This window comes from Pseudomonas sp. BP11-1-1 (assembly GCF_052112105.1).
Classification (GTDB): domain Bacteria; phylum Pseudomonadota; class Gammaproteobacteria; order Pseudomonadales; family Pseudomonadaceae; genus Aquipseudomonas; species Aquipseudomonas alvandae.
This window is the reverse complement of record NZ_JAUTYU010000007.1, coordinates 14,753-28,732: the sequence shown is the minus strand read 5'-3', so window position 1 is coordinate 28,732 and position 13,980 is coordinate 14,753. Positions and strand designations below refer to the sequence as shown.

At 62.9% G+C, this 13,980-nt stretch carries 18 protein-coding genes; all 18 read left to right on the top strand.

Annotated elements, in window-relative coordinates; genetic code table 11:
* Nucleotides 1-2 precede the first annotated feature (2 nt).
* Complete coding sequence (locus tag Q7C33_RS15900) at nucleotides 3-1,019, top strand: phage late control D family protein (protein WP_407683760.1); 1,017 nt, start codon at nucleotides 3-5, stop codon at nucleotides 1,017-1,019.
* 282 nt (nucleotides 1,020-1,301) lie between these two features.
* A complete protein-coding gene (locus tag Q7C33_RS15895; protein ID WP_407683759.1) occupies nucleotides 1,302-1,886 on the top strand; it encodes a phage tail terminator protein in 585 nt (194 codons plus the stop codon).
* Nucleotides 1,883-2,065, top strand: coding sequence for a DUF2635 domain-containing protein (locus Q7C33_RS15890; protein WP_003198311.1), 183 nt, complete (start codon nucleotides 1,883-1,885; stop codon nucleotides 2,063-2,065). Before Q7C33_RS15895 ends, Q7C33_RS15890 begins: the two co-directional genes overlap by 4 nt.
* Complete coding sequence (locus tag Q7C33_RS15885) at nucleotides 2,065-3,561, top strand: phage tail sheath subtilisin-like domain-containing protein (RefSeq protein WP_407683758.1); 1,497 nt, start codon at nucleotides 2,065-2,067, stop codon at nucleotides 3,559-3,561. The genes Q7C33_RS15890 and Q7C33_RS15885 overlap by 1 nt, the downstream gene beginning before the upstream one ends.
* 66 nt (nucleotides 3,562-3,627) lie before the next feature.
* Complete coding sequence (locus tag Q7C33_RS15880; RefSeq protein ID WP_003198314.1) at nucleotides 3,628-3,975, top strand: phage tail tube protein; 348 nt, start codon at nucleotides 3,628-3,630, stop codon at nucleotides 3,973-3,975.
* Nucleotides 3,972-4,268, top strand: a complete 297-nt coding sequence (locus Q7C33_RS15875; protein WP_045155211.1) for a phage tail assembly protein — start codon at nucleotides 3,972-3,974, stop codon at nucleotides 4,266-4,268. Before Q7C33_RS15880 ends, Q7C33_RS15875 begins: the two co-directional genes overlap by 4 nt.
* A 130-nt stretch (nucleotides 4,269-4,398) precedes the next feature.
* Nucleotides 4,399-5,877, top strand: a complete 1,479-nt coding sequence (locus Q7C33_RS15870) for a phage tail protein (protein ID WP_407683757.1) — start codon at nucleotides 4,399-4,401, stop codon at nucleotides 5,875-5,877.
* Nucleotides 5,864-7,102 carry a DNA circularization protein gene (locus tag Q7C33_RS15865; RefSeq protein ID WP_217860218.1) on the top strand — a complete coding sequence of 413 codons (1,239 nt, stop codon included), beginning with the start codon at nucleotides 5,864-5,866 and terminating at the stop codon, nucleotides 7,100-7,102. Before Q7C33_RS15870 ends, Q7C33_RS15865 begins: the two co-directional genes overlap by 14 nt.
* A 3-nt stretch (nucleotides 7,103-7,105) precedes the next feature.
* Nucleotides 7,106-8,146, top strand: a complete 1,041-nt coding sequence (locus Q7C33_RS15860; protein ID WP_407683756.1) for a phage baseplate assembly protein — start codon at nucleotides 7,106-7,108, stop codon at nucleotides 8,144-8,146.
* Between the two features lie 312 nt (nucleotides 8,147-8,458).
* A complete protein-coding gene (locus tag Q7C33_RS15855; protein WP_198796371.1) occupies nucleotides 8,459-8,968 on the top strand; it encodes a phage baseplate assembly protein V in 510 nt (169 codons plus the stop codon).
* Nucleotides 8,968-9,366, top strand: a complete 399-nt coding sequence (locus Q7C33_RS15850) for a phage GP46 family protein (protein WP_198796372.1) — start codon at nucleotides 8,968-8,970, stop codon at nucleotides 9,364-9,366. Before Q7C33_RS15855 ends, Q7C33_RS15850 begins: the two co-directional genes overlap by 1 nt.
* Complete coding sequence (locus Q7C33_RS15845; protein WP_407683755.1) at nucleotides 9,356-10,396, top strand: baseplate J/gp47 family protein; 1,041 nt, start codon at nucleotides 9,356-9,358, stop codon at nucleotides 10,394-10,396. Before Q7C33_RS15850 ends, Q7C33_RS15845 begins: the two co-directional genes overlap by 11 nt.
* A complete protein-coding gene (locus tag Q7C33_RS15840) occupies nucleotides 10,384-10,983 on the top strand; it encodes a YmfQ family protein (RefSeq protein WP_407683754.1) in 600 nt (199 codons plus the stop codon). The genes Q7C33_RS15845 and Q7C33_RS15840 overlap by 13 nt, the downstream gene beginning before the upstream one ends.
* A gap of 11 nt (nucleotides 10,984-10,994) precedes the next feature.
* Nucleotides 10,995-12,077 carry a hypothetical protein gene (locus Q7C33_RS15835; protein ID WP_236010292.1) on the top strand — a complete coding sequence of 361 codons (1,083 nt, stop codon included), beginning with the start codon at nucleotides 10,995-10,997 and terminating at the stop codon, nucleotides 12,075-12,077.
* A 14-nt stretch (nucleotides 12,078-12,091) separates the two neighbouring features.
* Nucleotides 12,092-12,274 carry a hypothetical protein gene (locus Q7C33_RS15830; RefSeq protein ID WP_198796375.1) on the top strand — a complete coding sequence of 61 codons (183 nt, stop codon included), beginning with the start codon at nucleotides 12,092-12,094 and terminating at the stop codon, nucleotides 12,272-12,274.
* 46 nt (nucleotides 12,275-12,320) lie between these two features.
* Complete coding sequence (locus tag Q7C33_RS15825; RefSeq protein ID WP_198796376.1) at nucleotides 12,321-12,884, top strand: glycoside hydrolase family 19 protein; 564 nt, start codon at nucleotides 12,321-12,323, stop codon at nucleotides 12,882-12,884.
* A complete protein-coding gene (locus Q7C33_RS15820; RefSeq protein WP_198796377.1) occupies nucleotides 12,866-13,402 on the top strand; it encodes a lysis system i-spanin subunit Rz in 537 nt (178 codons plus the stop codon). Before Q7C33_RS15825 ends, Q7C33_RS15820 begins: the two co-directional genes overlap by 19 nt.
* 71 nt (nucleotides 13,403-13,473) lie before the next feature.
* Nucleotides 13,474-13,974: a CinA family protein gene (locus Q7C33_RS15815; RefSeq protein ID WP_407683753.1), complete on the top strand. Its 501-nt coding sequence runs from the start codon at nucleotides 13,474-13,476 to the stop codon at nucleotides 13,972-13,974.
* The last annotated feature ends 6 nt before the right edge of the window (nucleotides 13,975-13,980 follow it).

Here is a 13,980-nt window from a genome sequence, read left to right as displayed (position 1 = left end):
ACATGTCATTGGGTTTCACGCCTGCGGTGGAAATTTATGGCGCAAACGCTGCGCTGCTCAACGAACGCCTGCTCAAATGGGAGCATGTCGATGCGGCGGGGATCGAGTCCGATCAGCTGACGCTCACCATCAGCCTGGACGGTCTGGAAGGGTTGCCCAGCCTGGGCGGCAAGATTGGCCTGCGGGTCGGTTATCTGGAGTCGGGTCTGGTGGACAAAGGCGAGTTCGTCATCACTCGGCGCACACCGTTCCTGTTTCCCCTGCAACTCGTGCTGGCGGCCATGGCGGCGCCGTTCAGTGCCGCGGACCAGACCGGGTTCAAGCAACGCCGATCCGTCAGCCATGGCCCGACGACCCTGGGAGCGCTGTTTCGTCAGCTGACTTCCCGGCACGGGTTTTCCCCCCGGGTGGCGCCGGACCTGTCGTTGATCAAAATCGAGCACATCGACCAGACCAACGAAACCGACATGGGGTTTCTGACGCGCCTGGCTCACCGTTATGACGCGGTCGCCAAACCCGTCAACGAGCTGTATGTGCTGGCCCGGCGCGGCCAGGCGAAGTCGCTGTCGGGCAAGGTTCTGCCCGAGATGAAACTGTCGGTGACGACCAACAATCGCCCAGGCGACCACGCCTTCATTTCGGCGAAGTTTGATGAAACCGCCCGAGCCAAGTACCAGGGCTGCAAGACCCGTTGGTGGGATGCGGCGGCCGGCAAGCTGCAGGTCGAGGAGAGCGGCATCGCGCCGTTCAAGACCCTGCGCCAGCGCTTCCAGAGCGCCGACGACGCCCGCGCCGCCGCTGAAGGAGAGGTGCGCCGGATGGAGCGCGAAGCGCTCAAGGTGGACATCGAGTGCCCTGGCAACCCTGGGCTGTCCGCCGAGGGCATCGTATTGCTGGATCCCTCCTGGCCGGATTTCATGCGCGGTCGCTGGTCGATCGACAAGGTCACCGCCAGTGGCGACCGGGAAAAAAGCTATCGCTGCTTGATTCATGCAACCCGCCTGGATGCCAAGGCCTGACCCCACCACCCCCCTGTGGGAGCGGGCTTGCTCGCGAAGACGCCAGCACATCCAACATCAATGCTGCCTGACCCACCGCTTTCGCGAGCAAGCTCGCTCCCACAGTTTTGTTCAGCATTGCACATATCCCTGCGCCCAACCGAGTCCTCCTGTGGGAGCGAGCCTGCTCGCGATGGCGGTGTGACATTCAACATCTCTGCCGCCTGACCCACCGCAATCGCGAGCAAGCTCGCTCCCACAGGTCTTCCTCGACTGCATCTTCTCTACAACTGGAATTCCTCCATGAAGATCACCCCGATCCTCACGCAGTTGCGTGAGCAATGCCCCACGCTCGGCCTCCGCGTGGCCGCAGGCTTCGATCTTGCCACGCTGCAAGCCGAGGCCCCGCTGCAACCCCCCTGCGCCTATGTCCTGCCCACCGCCGACATCGCCAGCAAGAACGCGGCACAGAACGTCACGCTGCAAGCGGTACGCGACCGTTTCGATGTGGTGCTGGTGCTAGACGCCACTGACGCGACAAAAGCGCTGGATCTGTTGCACGACCTGCGGGCCGAACTGTGGCGTGCACTGGTGGGTTTCAAGCCGGGCGCCGAGTACAGCGGCATCGAATACGACGGCAGCGAACTGGTTTCCATCAACAGCAGCCGCGTCTCGCACCGGCTGCGTTTTTCCGCCGAGTTCCAGCTGGGCCGCAATCTGGCGAGCCAGCCTGCCGAAAGCTGGCACGAGCGTGAACTGGACGGCTTGTCGTCCTTTACCGGGGCCACCGTGCGGGTCGATGCCATCGACCCGGCGGACCCCAATCTGAAACATCCCGGCCCCGACGGGCGCGTGGAACTGACTTTCTCTGGAGACGTAACCCCATGAGCAAACGCATCACCGTGCTGCCGGCCCCGGGCCGTGCCGTACCGGACCCGGAAGCGGGCGACCTGTTGCCCCTCGAGGGCCGTGAAGTGCCCGACAACGCCTGGTGGCGTCGACGTCTGGCCGATGGCGATATCACTACCAAAGCCGTGAAAGCGGCAAAACCACAGGGAGCCAAATAATGGCGATCGGATTCAGCAACATTCCTGCGGACATTCGTGTTCCGCTGTTCTACGCCGAAATGGACAACTCGGCCGCCAATAGCGCGTCGTCGGCCATGCGCCGGTTGATCGTCGCCCAGGTCAACGACAACGTTGCGCCGGCCGAGGTCGGCAAGCTGGTGCTGGTTTCCAGCGTCGCGCTGGCCAAGAGCATCGGCGGGCAGGGCTCGATGCTCGCCTCGATGTACGAGACCTGGCGCAAGACCGACCCGCTCGGTGAGATCTGGTGCCTGCCGCTGCACAATATCGAGGGTTCCATCGCCAAGGGCGTGCTGACCTTCACCGGCGCCGCGACTGAAAGCGGCCTGCTCAACCTGTACGTCGGCGGTGTGCGCGTCCAGGCCGCCATCGTCAACGGCGCCACGGCAGCCCAGGCCGCCACTGCGCTGGCATTGAAAATCAACGCTGCCGCCGACCTGCCGGTGACCGCTGCGGCCGCCGAAGGTGTTGTGACCCTCAGCGCCAAATGGACCGGCGACAGCGGCAATGACATCAGCCTGCAATTCAATCGCCGGGGCAAGAGCAATGGCGAAGACACCCCGGCGGGGCTGACCACCGCCATCACCGCGATGACCGGCGGCGCCGGTGTACCGGACCAGACCGCCGCCGTCGCGGCCCTGGGCGACGAGCCTTTTGAATTCATCGCCATGCCCTGGTCCGATGTAGCGAGCCTCAACACCTGGCAAGCGGTCATGGACGACAGCACCGGTCGCTGGTCCTGGGCCAAGCAGTTATTCGGCCATGTCTACAGTGCCAAGCGCGGCACCCTCGGCACCCTGGTCGCCGCCGGTCAGGCGCGCAACGACCAGCACATGACGATCCAGGCGCTGGAGCTGGGCGTACCGCAACCGTTCTGGGTCCAGGCCGCTGCGTTGGCTGCGCGCACGGCGGTGTTCATCTCCGCCGACGCCAGCCGTCCGACCCAGAGCGGCAGCCTGCCAGGCTTGGACCCGGCACCGGCCAGCGAACGCTTCACCCTGACCGAGCGCCAGTCGCTGCTCAACTACGGCATTGCCACGGCGTACTACGAAGGTGGCTATGTACGCATCCAGCGTTCCATCACCACGTATCAGAAGAACGCTTTCGGCCAGGCTGACAACTCCTACCTGGACAGTGAAACCCTGCACCAGTCGGCGTTCATCGTTCGCCGCCTGCAAAGCGTGATCACCAGCAAGTACGGTCGCCACAAACTGGCCTCGGACGGCACCCGTTTCGGCGCCGGCCAGCCCATCGTGACCCCGAGCACGATCCGCGGCGAGCTGATCGCCCAGTATGCCAAGCTCGAACTGGAAGGCCATGTGGAGAACGCCGAGCTGTTCGCCGAGCACCTGGTGGTCGAGCGCGACAGCCAGGATCCGAGCCGGGTCAACGTGCTGTTCCCGCCGGACTACATCAACGGCCTGCGGGTGTTCGCGCTGCTCAACCAATTCCGCCTGCAATACGACGCCGCTGCCTGACAGTGATGCTCAATTGCTTGATTCAGCCCACCTCGCGTGGGCTTTTTATTTGAAGGGAGAAACACCATGGGTCAACTGATTGCGGGCACCTGCTACGTCAAAGTGGACGGCGCTCAACTGACCATCAACGGCGGCTGCGAAGCGCCACTGATGTTCACCAAACGCGAAACCGTCGTACCGGGTTTCTACAAGGAAACCGACATTGCCCCGTCCTTCAAGGTGACGGCGCTGCACACCGCGGACTTCCCGCTCAAGCAACTGGTGGCCGGCACGGACATGACCGTCACCTGCGAATTCAACAACGGCAAGGTCTACGTGCTGGCCGGCGCCTACCTGGTGGAGGAGCCGGTTTCCAAGGGCGACGACGCCACCATCGAGCTGAAATTCGAAGGCATCAAGGGGACCTGGCAATGACTGACGTCGTGACCTTGCGCGTGGCCATCGAGGCCCACGGCGAGCCATTGAGCGAGCTTACCCTGCGCCGTCCGACGGTGCAGGAAGTCCGGGCGATCAAGGCGCTGCCGTACAAGATCGACAAGAGCGAGGAGGTGAGCCTGGACATGGACGTCGCGGCCAAATACATCGCGGTGTGCGCCGGCATCCCGCCGTCGTCGGTCAACCAGTTGGACCTGGCTGACCTCAATGCCTTGAGCTGGGCCGTCGCGAGTTTTTTCATGAGTGCGGCGTCGCAACCATCGGCGACCTGATCGCCGCCGCCTATGACCTGGCCTGGTTCTGGAAGGTTGACCCCGAACAGATGATGGCCAGGCCACTGGACGTGCTCCGTGAATCGTTGGAGCACGCGCAACGGATCAATGCGATGCAGCAGGTGCAGTGATGGCAGACACAGAAAAGGTAGAGAAAAAAGCGGTGCTGCTGACGGGCATCGACGAGCTGTCACCCAAGCTCGCGAGCCTTCGTGCAAAGGTCGCGGGTTTCAAGCAGAACCTTGATGCCACGGGGTTGGGCAGCCTGGATATCTCCGGTCTGCTGCCCAGCGGTGGCCTGGCCCAACCGTTCATGGACGGGCTCAAGTCGGCGCTGGCCTTCAAGGACGAAGCGGGCGCAGCGAGCGTGGCGGCCAATGCCGTCCAGGCGTCTGAAGCGCCTCGTGTAGCGGCACAGAATCTGGATGGATTGAAGACTTCCATCAGCAACGTGTCGGTGCAATTCGGTTCGGCGCTGGGGCCTGCGGTCAACGCGGTGGCGGTCGGTTTGCAGCCGATGATCAGCAGCGTGGCCCAGGTGCTGCAGGACAATCCGCAACTGGTCCAGGGCCTGGCGACGGGCGTTGTCGCGTTCAACGCGATGCAGACCGCGGTCAGCGGTGCGAGCCAGGCCATGGAAGTGGTCAGCCTGGCGATGAAAATGAACCCCATCAGCTTGATTGCCATGGGCATCGCCTTGGCGGCCGGGATGATCATCGCCCATTGGACGCCGATCTCGGCATTCTTTGCCGGGCTCTGGCAACGGCTCGCGCCGATCGTGTTGCCGATGGTCGAGTTCTTCAAGACGATGTTCGCCTACACCCCGATGGGGCAGGTGATCAGCAACTGGGGGCCGATCAGCAGCTTTTTCGGCGCGCTCTGGAATGTGATCGTGGCGGCGGCAACGCCGGTCATCGGTTTCATGCAGACGCTGTTCGCCTGGTCACCCTTGGGTTTGATCGTTGCCAACTGGACGCCCCTGACAGGGCTGTTCGCGGCGATCTGGGATCTGCTCAAAGCCTTGACCGTGCCAGTGATGGACGCCCTCAAAGGCCTGTTCGACTGGACGCCGCTGGGATTGATCATGGCTAACTGGGGCACGATCGGCGAGGTCTTCGCCGGCATCTGGGAAGGCATCCGCAACCAGGTGTCGATCATGCTGGCGGTGTTCAGCGGCCTGTTCGACTGGTCGCCCATCGAAGGCCTGACCAAGCAGTGGGGGCCGGTGGGCGAGTGGTTCAGCCAGTGGTGGAGCGAGCTGCAGACGGTGATCGCGCCGATCAAGGCGTTTTTCAACGGCGGCTTCGGCGAGATGATCACCTCGTTCACCGCCAAGGTCGAAGGATTGACCGAGGCGCAGCGCGTCACCAACGCCGAAGGCAAGGGTGAGCTGGCGCCTGGAGCGTTGCCGCAAACCTCCAGCAACCTGGTGCAACAGAGCGCCGCCAACAACCGCACGCAACTCGAAGGCGGCCTGACCGTGCGTTTCGAAAACGCGCCGGCCGGGCTGCGCGCCGATCCGCCCCAGACCAATCAACCGGCCCTGGCGGTGAGTTCGCGCATCGGCTATCGCTCACTTTCCACAGGAGGCTCCAATGAGCTGGCGTGATCGTTTGTTGCCGGCGTCGTTTCGTGGCGTCGGGTTCTGGGTCGACCAGGCGAAAACCCCGGTCGGCCACAAAGGCCAACTGCATGAATATCCACAGCGCGACCAGCCCTTTTTCGAGGGCCTTGGGCAGCAGGCGAAGATTCATGAGCTGACCGCGTTCATCGTTGGCCCCGATTGCCTGGAGCAGCGCGACAAACTGCTCAAGGCCTTGGAGCAGGGCAGCGGCGAACTGGTGCACCCGTGGCTGGGCCGCCTGCAAGTCAAGGTCGGCGAGTGCGACATGACCCAGACCCGCCAGGACGGCGGGCTGGTGACGTTCGCCCTGAAGTTCTACCCCGACCAACCGCTGCAATTTCCGTCGGCCACGATCAACAGCCAGAAACTGCTGCTGGTCTCGGCCGACAGCTTCCTCGGTTCGGCGGTGCGGCGCTTCGAAGACGCCATGACCTTGATCAAGGCTGCACGGATCGGCATCGCTGACCTGCGCAACAGCCTCAAGGACATCTACGGGGTGATTGAGCAGGAGCTCAAGCCGTTGATTGAGACCTATCGGCAACTCAGCGATCTGGTCAAGGCGGTGAAAGAGCTGCCCAAGGAAGTGGCGGCCGAATTCAAGGGACTGCTCGGTGACATCCGCGAACTGAAGGACTTCGCCCGTGACGGCTACCGCGGCGTGATTGCCAGCGTGTCGCAACAGGTGGAGGCCATTCGCAAGGCTGACGCGCCCAAGCTCACCACCGGCAAGGACACCACGGCGGCGGCCCAGGCCGTAGCCGATCTGGTCCAGGACACGCTGTTGGTGCAGGTCGCGCAATGGATTGCGGCGATGCCGGTGGCGGCGCCCGCAGTCAAGTTGGGCGCCACGCCGTCGGTGGCGCAACAGGCCGTGCAACCGGTCCAGCGCCGGGACGTGCCGGTCGCCGACGACGTGCTGGCCCTGCGCGACGCCCTCAACGATGCGATCTGGCAGGCTTCCCTCAAGGCTGATCCGCAGCACTACCAGGCGATGAACAATCTGCGTCAGCAAATGGCTGCGCACCTGACGGCGGTGGCGTCTTCGGGCGTGAGGTTGATCAACCTGTCATTCAAGCAAAGCCTGCCGGCGCTGGTGGTGGCGTACCAGCAATTCGCCGATGCCACACGGGTGACGGAAGTGACCCAGCGTAACGGCGTCGCCCATCCCGGTTTCCTGCCGCCCAACGATTTGAAAGTCTCGGGGGAGTAAGCCATGAACGAGCTCGACAATGCCGTCTCGCTGACCGTCGGCGGGCTGGATTACGGCGGCTGGAAAAGCGTGGAAATCACTTCGGACCTGGAGCGCCAGTTCCGCACCTTCAAACTCGACATCACGTGGCAGTGGCCGGGGCAGACCCAGGCGGTGCCGATCCGTCCGGGGGATGAATGCCAAGTGCGCATTGGTGCCGACCTGGTTCTCAGCGGCTATGTGTTCAAGGCACCGGTCAGCTACGACGGTCGGCAGATCAGCCTGAGCATCGAAGGCAGCTCCAAAACCCAGGACCTGGTGGACTGCGCGGCCATCAACCGCCCGACGCAATGGCGCGGACAAACGCTGCTGAGCATCGTCCAGGCCCTGGCGGCGCAATATGGCGTGGGTGTGGTCAGTGAGATCCCGGAAACCGCGCGGCTGAGCGAACACAGCATCGTGCCGGGGGAAACGGTCTTTCAGTCCATCGATCGTTTGTTGACGTTGTTCCGCGTGTTCTCCACCGACGATGCCCACGGGCGCGTGCTGTTGGCTAAACCCGGCAGCGGTGGGCGGGCGAGTGATGTGTTGGAGCTGGGCAAGAACATCCTGTCGGGCAGCGCACCGATGGACTACAGCCAGGTGTTCTCCGAATACCGGGTCATCGGCCAGCACAAGGGCAACGACCAGCAGAGCGGGGTGGCGGTCAGTGAAGTTTCCGGCACCGCCACCGACTTGAGCTTCAAGCGCAAGCGGGTGACGGTGATCAGCGAGAGCGCGCAATTGACCTTCGAACTGGCCCAGCAACGGGCCAATTGGGAGAGCGCCATCCGCAGCGGCAAGGCGTTGACCACCACCTACCGCGTGCAGGGCTGGCGCCAGGCCAATGGTGACTTGTGGCGGCATAACGCCTTAGTGCGAGTGATCGATCCGGTGCTGGGGTTCGACGGAGACATGCTGATATCCAAAGTGACGTACTCGCTGTCGGCACAAGGCTCCGTCACCACCCTGCAAGTCGCGCCGCCACATACCTTCGACGCCAACCCGGTGCCGCCCAAACCCTGAATCCGGCACCGGATATCTGTTCACTGCAATCCCTTGTGGGAGCGGGCTTGCTCGCGAAAGCGGTGGCTCAGCTTGCATCAATGCTGGAGGTGCCGCCGTCTTCGTCGGATCGCCGCCCGGAGCAAGCTCGCTCCCACAGTATTTCGAGATCGCCTCCAAGTTTCTGCCCACCACAAATCCCCTGTGGGAGCGAGCTTGCTCGCGATGGCGGTGTGTCAGTCAACATCAGTATCGAATGTCAGACCGCTATCGCAAGCAAGCTCGCTCCCACAATGTTCAGGGTCTGTTAACCCGATCCGAAGGAAAACCTCAATGAGCCTACTGACCCGCCTCCTGGCGCGCGGCACTGTCGTGCTCGCCCACTCGGCGACCAAGTTGCAGTCGCTGCAAATGCGCCTCACCGCCGGCGAAGTGAATGACGACATGGAGCACTTCGAACCCTACGGTTTCACCAGCAACCCGCTGGCCGGCGCCGAAGGTATCGCCACGTTTCTCGGGGGCGATCGCTCCCATGCCGTGGTGCTGGTGGTCGCCGACCGCCGTTTCCGCCTCCAGGCCTTGGCCCCGGGTGAGGTGGCGCTCTACACCGATGAAGGCGACAAGCTCCACTTCAAGCGCGGGCGAGTCATCGACATCCAGACCGCCACCCTGAACATCCGCGCCAGCAGCGCGGTGAACATCGACAGCCCGGTCATCAACCACACCGGCAAGATCGTCTCCCAGGGCGACCAGGTCGCCGGCGGCATCAGCCAGATCAAACACGTGCATGTCGGCGTACAGGCCGGCAACGGACAGACCGGCGCGCCGGCGGGTGGCCAATGATGTTCATCAGCCAGAACCTGCACGCCGCGCTGACCCGCTCGGTGCTGATCAGCCTGTTCACCTGGCGCCGCGCCGCCGCCGACGATGCCGTCGATGACGAGGAGCGTTTCGGCTGGTGGGGCGACACTTTTCCCACCGTCGCCGACGACCGCATCGGTTCGCGGCTGTGGCTGTTGCGGCGGGTCAAATTGACTCGCCAGACCCAACTCGACGCTGAGTTCTACGCCCGCGAAGCCCTGCAATGGCTGATCGACGACGGGCATTGCAGCGCTATCGACATCATCAGCGAACGCCTCGACGCCCAGCGCCTGAACCTGCGCACGGTCCTGACCCTGGCCGATGGCGAGCGCCTGGACATCAACCCCGACCACAGTTGGCAGGTGACCTATGCCGTTTGAAACCCCTTCGCTGCCGGTGCTGATCAAGCGCGCCCAAAGCGACCTGGCCAGCGATTCGCTGCGCCAGTCCGATGCCCAAGTACTGGCCCGCACCCTCGGCGGCGCCGCCTATGGCCTGTATGGCTACCTGGATTGGATCGCCGAGCAGATCCTGCCGGACAAGGCCGATGAATCCACCCTGGAACGCATCGCCGCCCTGCGCCTGAACCAGGCGCGCAAAGCGGCCCAGGTGGCCAGCGGCAACGTCAGCTTCACCGCCACGGCCGGTGCGGTGCTGGACGTCGATACGCTGCTGCAATCGACCGATGGTCGTACCTATAAGGTGACCACCGCCCGCACCACCAGCAATGGCCTGAATACCGTCGCCATTGCCGCGTTGGACGCCGGCAGTGTAGGCAATGCCAATGCCGGCCTGGTGCTGACGCCCGTGCAGCCTGTGTTAGGTATCGGCAGCAGCTTCACCGTGCTGGCGCCTGGCGTGACCGGAGGTGTCGCCCGGGAAAGCCTTGAGTCGCTGCGGGCGAGGGTGATCCGTTCCTATCGCATCATCCCCCATGGCGGTTCGGCCCAGGACTATGAGACCTGGGCCCTGGAATGCGCCGGTATTACCCGCGCGTGGTGTCGTGGCAGTTACCTGGGCCCGGGCACCGTCGGCCTGTTCGTGATGCGCGACGACGATCCGCAGCCGATCCCCAACGCCGAGCAATTGGATGAGGTGCGAGCGTATATCGAACCGTTGCGCCCGGTGACCGCCGAATTGCATGTGCTGGCACCGACGCAAGTACCGGTGAACTACCGGCTGCGCATCACGCCGGACACCAGCGCCGTGCGGGCCGCCATCGAGGCCCAACTGCGCGACCTGCATAACCGCGAAGCCGGCCTCGGCGAAACGCTGCTGCTGAGTCATATCGCCGAAGCCATCAGCAGCGCCACCGGCGAAACCGACCACAAACTCAGCGCACCGGTGGCCGATGTCGCCGCCGCGAGCAACCAGTTGCTGACGTTCGGAGGCTGCACATGGCTGGAATAAGAACCGCCGAACAGTACCAGGCCCAACTGCGCAGCCTGCTACCCAGCGGGCCGGCGTGGGATCCGGAGCGCGTGCCGGAACTGGATGAGGTGCTGCAAGGCATCGCCGAGGAACTGGCCCGCCTCGACGCCCGTGCCGCCGACCTGCTCAACGAGATGGATCCGGCGGGGGTGAGTGAGCTGGTGCCGGATTGGGAGCGGGTGATGAATTTGCCGGATCCGTGTCTCGGCTTGAAACCATTGTTCGGTGACCGTCGCATTGCCGTGCGCGAGCGATTGACGGCGGTCGGCGGGCAGAACGCAGCGTATTTCATCGAAATTGCCCATAGCCAGGGTTACCCCAACGCCACTGTCACTGAGTTCCGGGCTCCTCGCATGGGGCGCTCACGCTTCGGTGTAGCGCACTTCGGTAGCAAGGATGCGCAATTCATCTGGGTTCTGAACACCGGAGGGCGGCAAAGCCTGGGCCGACGTTTCGGTGCCAGCTACTGGGGCGAGCGTTTCGGCGTCAACCCGGGTAGTGCGCTGGAGTGCCTTATCCACCGCAACGCGCCAGCACACGCGCTGGTGTTTATCAATTACGACTGAAGGACAACACCATGGATTTTCCAAAAAGCGTACCGGGTATCGGCCTGGTCAACGGCAAGTTCGTCGATGAAGACGCTACAACCGGCACCCCGGGGTCATTGATCCCCGCCGTCTGGGGCAACAGCGTGACCACGGAGATACTCAATGTCATCACGGAAGCCGGGAATACACCGGACGCTGCGGATACTGCCCAGCTCAAGAAGTCGATTGTCGGTTTGATCGCCAGTCAGACCAAGCAGGCAACCGAGGCGGCTGCTGGGTTGATGAAGATCGCCACTCAAGCAAAAGTGACTGCTGCGACAGACGATGAAAGCGCGGTGACTCCCCTCAAGCTCGAACAGCGTTTGCTGACAGCATTGCCAGTCGCTGGAACCGCCACCAACCTCAAGATGTTCGTTCCGGCGGAGACCAAGGTGGCGACGTTGACCGCCGATGAAATCATCGTCAGCACCGCTACCGGCGGGCGGGCGTACCGATTGGCGAATTTCAACAAGGCGGTCAATCTCGCGTTGGCGGGGGCGGGCGGTACGGATAACGGAGCTGTCGTTGCAAACGGTTACGTGGCGCTCTACGCCATCTACAACCCGACTACCGCGACTTCGGCGCTGATGGCCGTCAATGCGACGGGAGGCGTGGTGCCTAGTATTTATGCCGGAGCCTCCAGGCCGGCGGGTTATACCGCTTCGGCTTTGGTGAGCGTTTTACCCACCAATGCCTCGGGTCAGTTTCGTATCGCTTATCAGTTGGGACGCCAGGTTACGTTTGAAAACAGGGTTCTCTATAGCACCACTGTCGGCAGCACGGCGATGACGGGCGTTAACATCGCCGGCTACGTGCCGCCCAATGCAACTCAAGTGTCGCTTTATCTCGCTGCCATGCAAACCCAGGTTGGTTTAGGTGTAGGTATTTCCGTGGCGCCGTTGGCGAGTGGCGCCTATATCGTCGGCACTGCATGGGCATCTGTATCGAATCAGGTATCCAGCACCAATATGTCTGTGCAGATGCCGCTCCTGGTTCAACAAACCATGTATGTCACGTTCGTAAACAACACCGCTGGTTCATTCAATATCGTTGCCGGCAGCTATCGTTTTTGAGAGAGATCACCACTATGTCCACGATCTATGTACAGTTTTCCGACGAGCTGGAAACCACCATCATTTCGGTCTTCGCTGGACCGCAAAATCCGGACGATTGGCCGAGGCAGGGAGAGGTTGCCAGCACTGATCCCCGTTATCTCGATTTCCGCAATCGTTGCCCCCTCGTGGGCGCATCGCGCGTTGGCGATGAGTGAAGGCCATGCGGGCGTCGATTTTGTTGACGTTGCACGAGGAGTTCCGATGACGCTGACAATTCAGGCACTCGAAACAATCATGCCGAACGCCCGCACCCAAGCGGGCGTTTTTATTCCCGCGTTGAACGCTGCCATGTCGCGCCATCGCATCGACACACCCAAACGCATGGCCGCATTCCTCGCCCAGGTCGGTCATGAGTCCGGACAATTGCGTTACGTGCGGGAGCTGGGCAGCGAGCAATACCTGAGCAAATACGACACCGGAACCCTGGCCGTTCGCCTGGGCAACTCGCCCCAGGCCGACGGTGACGGCCAGAAGTATCGTGGCCGGGGGTTGATACAGATTACCGGCCACGACAATTACCTTCGTTGCAGCCTGGGATTGTTTGGCGATGAGCGCCTGCTGGCCTTGCCCGAACTGCTGGAACAGCCGCAATGGGCCGCCGAGTCTGCTGCGTGGTTCTGGGAGCAGAATGGCTTGAACGAACTGGCCGACCGTGATCAGTTCAGCAACATCACGCGACGCATCAATGGTGGTTTGAACGGGTTGCAGGATCGTTTGCAACTCTGGGCAAGGGCGAGGGAGGTGTTATGCCAACCTTCGGCCTGATGCCTTTTTCCTTCCGCTCGCTTGGTATCGCGATGTTGCTGATGCTGTTGATCGGTGGTCCGGCGATGTTGGCCTGGCGGTTTCAGGATTGGCGGTACGGCAGGCAGTTGGCGCAGTTGGCGCAGTCACAATCCGAGACGCTGAACCAGATCTCCCAGGCCGCCGCGATGCAGCAAAAGGCTGAGCAGGACAAACGTCTCGCCTTGGAACAACGACTCTCCAACAGCGAACAAACCCACTACCGAGCCCTGAGCGATGCCCAACGTGACCAGGATCGCCTGCGCGATCGCCTTGCTACTGCCGATGTCCGGCTGTCAGTCCTCCTCGACGCCGACGATGTTTCCGCCGGTTGTGCAGTGCCTGCCGCCCCCGGCACCGGCGGCCTGGATCATGGCGCCCCACGCGCCCGACTTGACCCGGCGCATGCTCGACGAATTATCGCCATCACCGACGAGGGCGACCGTGGATTGATCGCCTTGCAGGCTTGCCAGGCCTATGTCAGGGCGCTGCGCCAGTGATCCGCCGAGCCTTGCAAGCTTCGAATGCTCGTGTACGGTAGGCGCCAATCGCGTCGAATCAGGAGAGCATCATGGACGACATTACCGAGCTGGCCGCTGAATTGGGCAGGGGCTTGCAACTGCTCAATGCCCACGTCACCACCGCCGAGTCCTGCACCGGTGGCGGGATTGCCGAGGCCATCACCCGGATACCGGGAAGCTCGGCCTGGTTCGAGGCCGGTTTTGTCACGTATTCCAATCGCCAGAAGACCCAGCAGTTGGGTGTGCCCGACGAGTTGTTCGAGAAAGTGGGCGCGGTCAGTCGCGAGGTGGTGGAGGCCATGGCTCGGGGCGCCCAGCAGAAAAGCCTGGCGCGTTTCGCCGTGGCGGTCAGCGGCGTAGCCGGGCCGGACGGGGGCTCGCCAAGCAAGCCGGTGGGCACCGTGTGGCTGGCCTGGGCCGTTGGCGAGACGGTGTTCAGCGTGCAGAAGTTCTTTCCGGGCAACCGCGACGAGGTCCGCCGACAAACGGTGAAGGCCGCGCTAGACGGGCTGTTACAACATGCCGCCGGAGAAATCTCAAATCAGGGGTAGGCGATC

What these genes read in the sequence shown, in the direction of transcription:
- Q7C33_RS15855 (WP_198796371.1), top strand. Translation starts at nt 8,459, where the DNA reads ATGAGCCTACTGACCCGCCTCCTGGCGCGCGGCACTGTCGTGCTCGCC.
- Q7C33_RS15900 (WP_407683760.1), top strand. Translation starts at nt 3, where the DNA reads ATGTCATTGGGTTTCACGCCTGCGGTGGAAATTTATGGCGCAAACGCT.
- Q7C33_RS15820 (WP_198796377.1), top strand. Translation starts at nt 12,866, where the DNA reads ATGCCAACCTTCGGCCTGATGCCTTTTTCCTTCCGCTCGCTTGGTATC.
- Q7C33_RS15885 (WP_407683758.1), top strand. Translation starts at nt 2,065, where the DNA reads ATGGCGATCGGATTCAGCAACATTCCTGCGGACATTCGTGTTCCGCTG.
- Q7C33_RS15895 (WP_407683759.1), top strand. Translation starts at nt 1,302, where the DNA reads ATGAAGATCACCCCGATCCTCACGCAGTTGCGTGAGCAATGCCCCACG.
- Q7C33_RS15880 (WP_003198314.1), top strand. Translation starts at nt 3,628, where the DNA reads ATGGGTCAACTGATTGCGGGCACCTGCTACGTCAAAGTGGACGGCGCT.
- Q7C33_RS15845 (WP_407683755.1), top strand. Translation starts at nt 9,356, where the DNA reads ATGCCGTTTGAAACCCCTTCGCTGCCGGTGCTGATCAAGCGCGCCCAA.
- Q7C33_RS15850 (WP_198796372.1), top strand. Translation starts at nt 8,968, where the DNA reads ATGTTCATCAGCCAGAACCTGCACGCCGCGCTGACCCGCTCGGTGCTG.
- Q7C33_RS15825 (WP_198796376.1), top strand. Translation starts at nt 12,321, where the DNA reads ATGACGCTGACAATTCAGGCACTCGAAACAATCATGCCGAACGCCCGC.
- Q7C33_RS15875 (WP_045155211.1), top strand. Translation starts at nt 3,972, where the DNA reads ATGACTGACGTCGTGACCTTGCGCGTGGCCATCGAGGCCCACGGCGAG.
- Q7C33_RS15840 (WP_407683754.1), top strand. Translation starts at nt 10,384, where the DNA reads ATGGCTGGAATAAGAACCGCCGAACAGTACCAGGCCCAACTGCGCAGC.
- Q7C33_RS15830 (WP_198796375.1), top strand. Translation starts at nt 12,092, where the DNA reads ATGTCCACGATCTATGTACAGTTTTCCGACGAGCTGGAAACCACCATC.
- Q7C33_RS15860 (WP_407683756.1), top strand. Translation starts at nt 7,106, where the DNA reads ATGAACGAGCTCGACAATGCCGTCTCGCTGACCGTCGGCGGGCTGGAT.
- Q7C33_RS15890 (WP_003198311.1), top strand. Translation starts at nt 1,883, where the DNA reads ATGAGCAAACGCATCACCGTGCTGCCGGCCCCGGGCCGTGCCGTACCG.
- Q7C33_RS15835 (WP_236010292.1), top strand. Translation starts at nt 10,995, where the DNA reads ATGGATTTTCCAAAAAGCGTACCGGGTATCGGCCTGGTCAACGGCAAG.
- Q7C33_RS15815 (WP_407683753.1), top strand. Translation starts at nt 13,474, where the DNA reads ATGGACGACATTACCGAGCTGGCCGCTGAATTGGGCAGGGGCTTGCAA.
- Q7C33_RS15870 (WP_407683757.1), top strand. Translation starts at nt 4,399, where the DNA reads ATGGCAGACACAGAAAAGGTAGAGAAAAAAGCGGTGCTGCTGACGGGC.
- Q7C33_RS15865 (WP_217860218.1), top strand. Translation starts at nt 5,864, where the DNA reads ATGAGCTGGCGTGATCGTTTGTTGCCGGCGTCGTTTCGTGGCGTCGGG.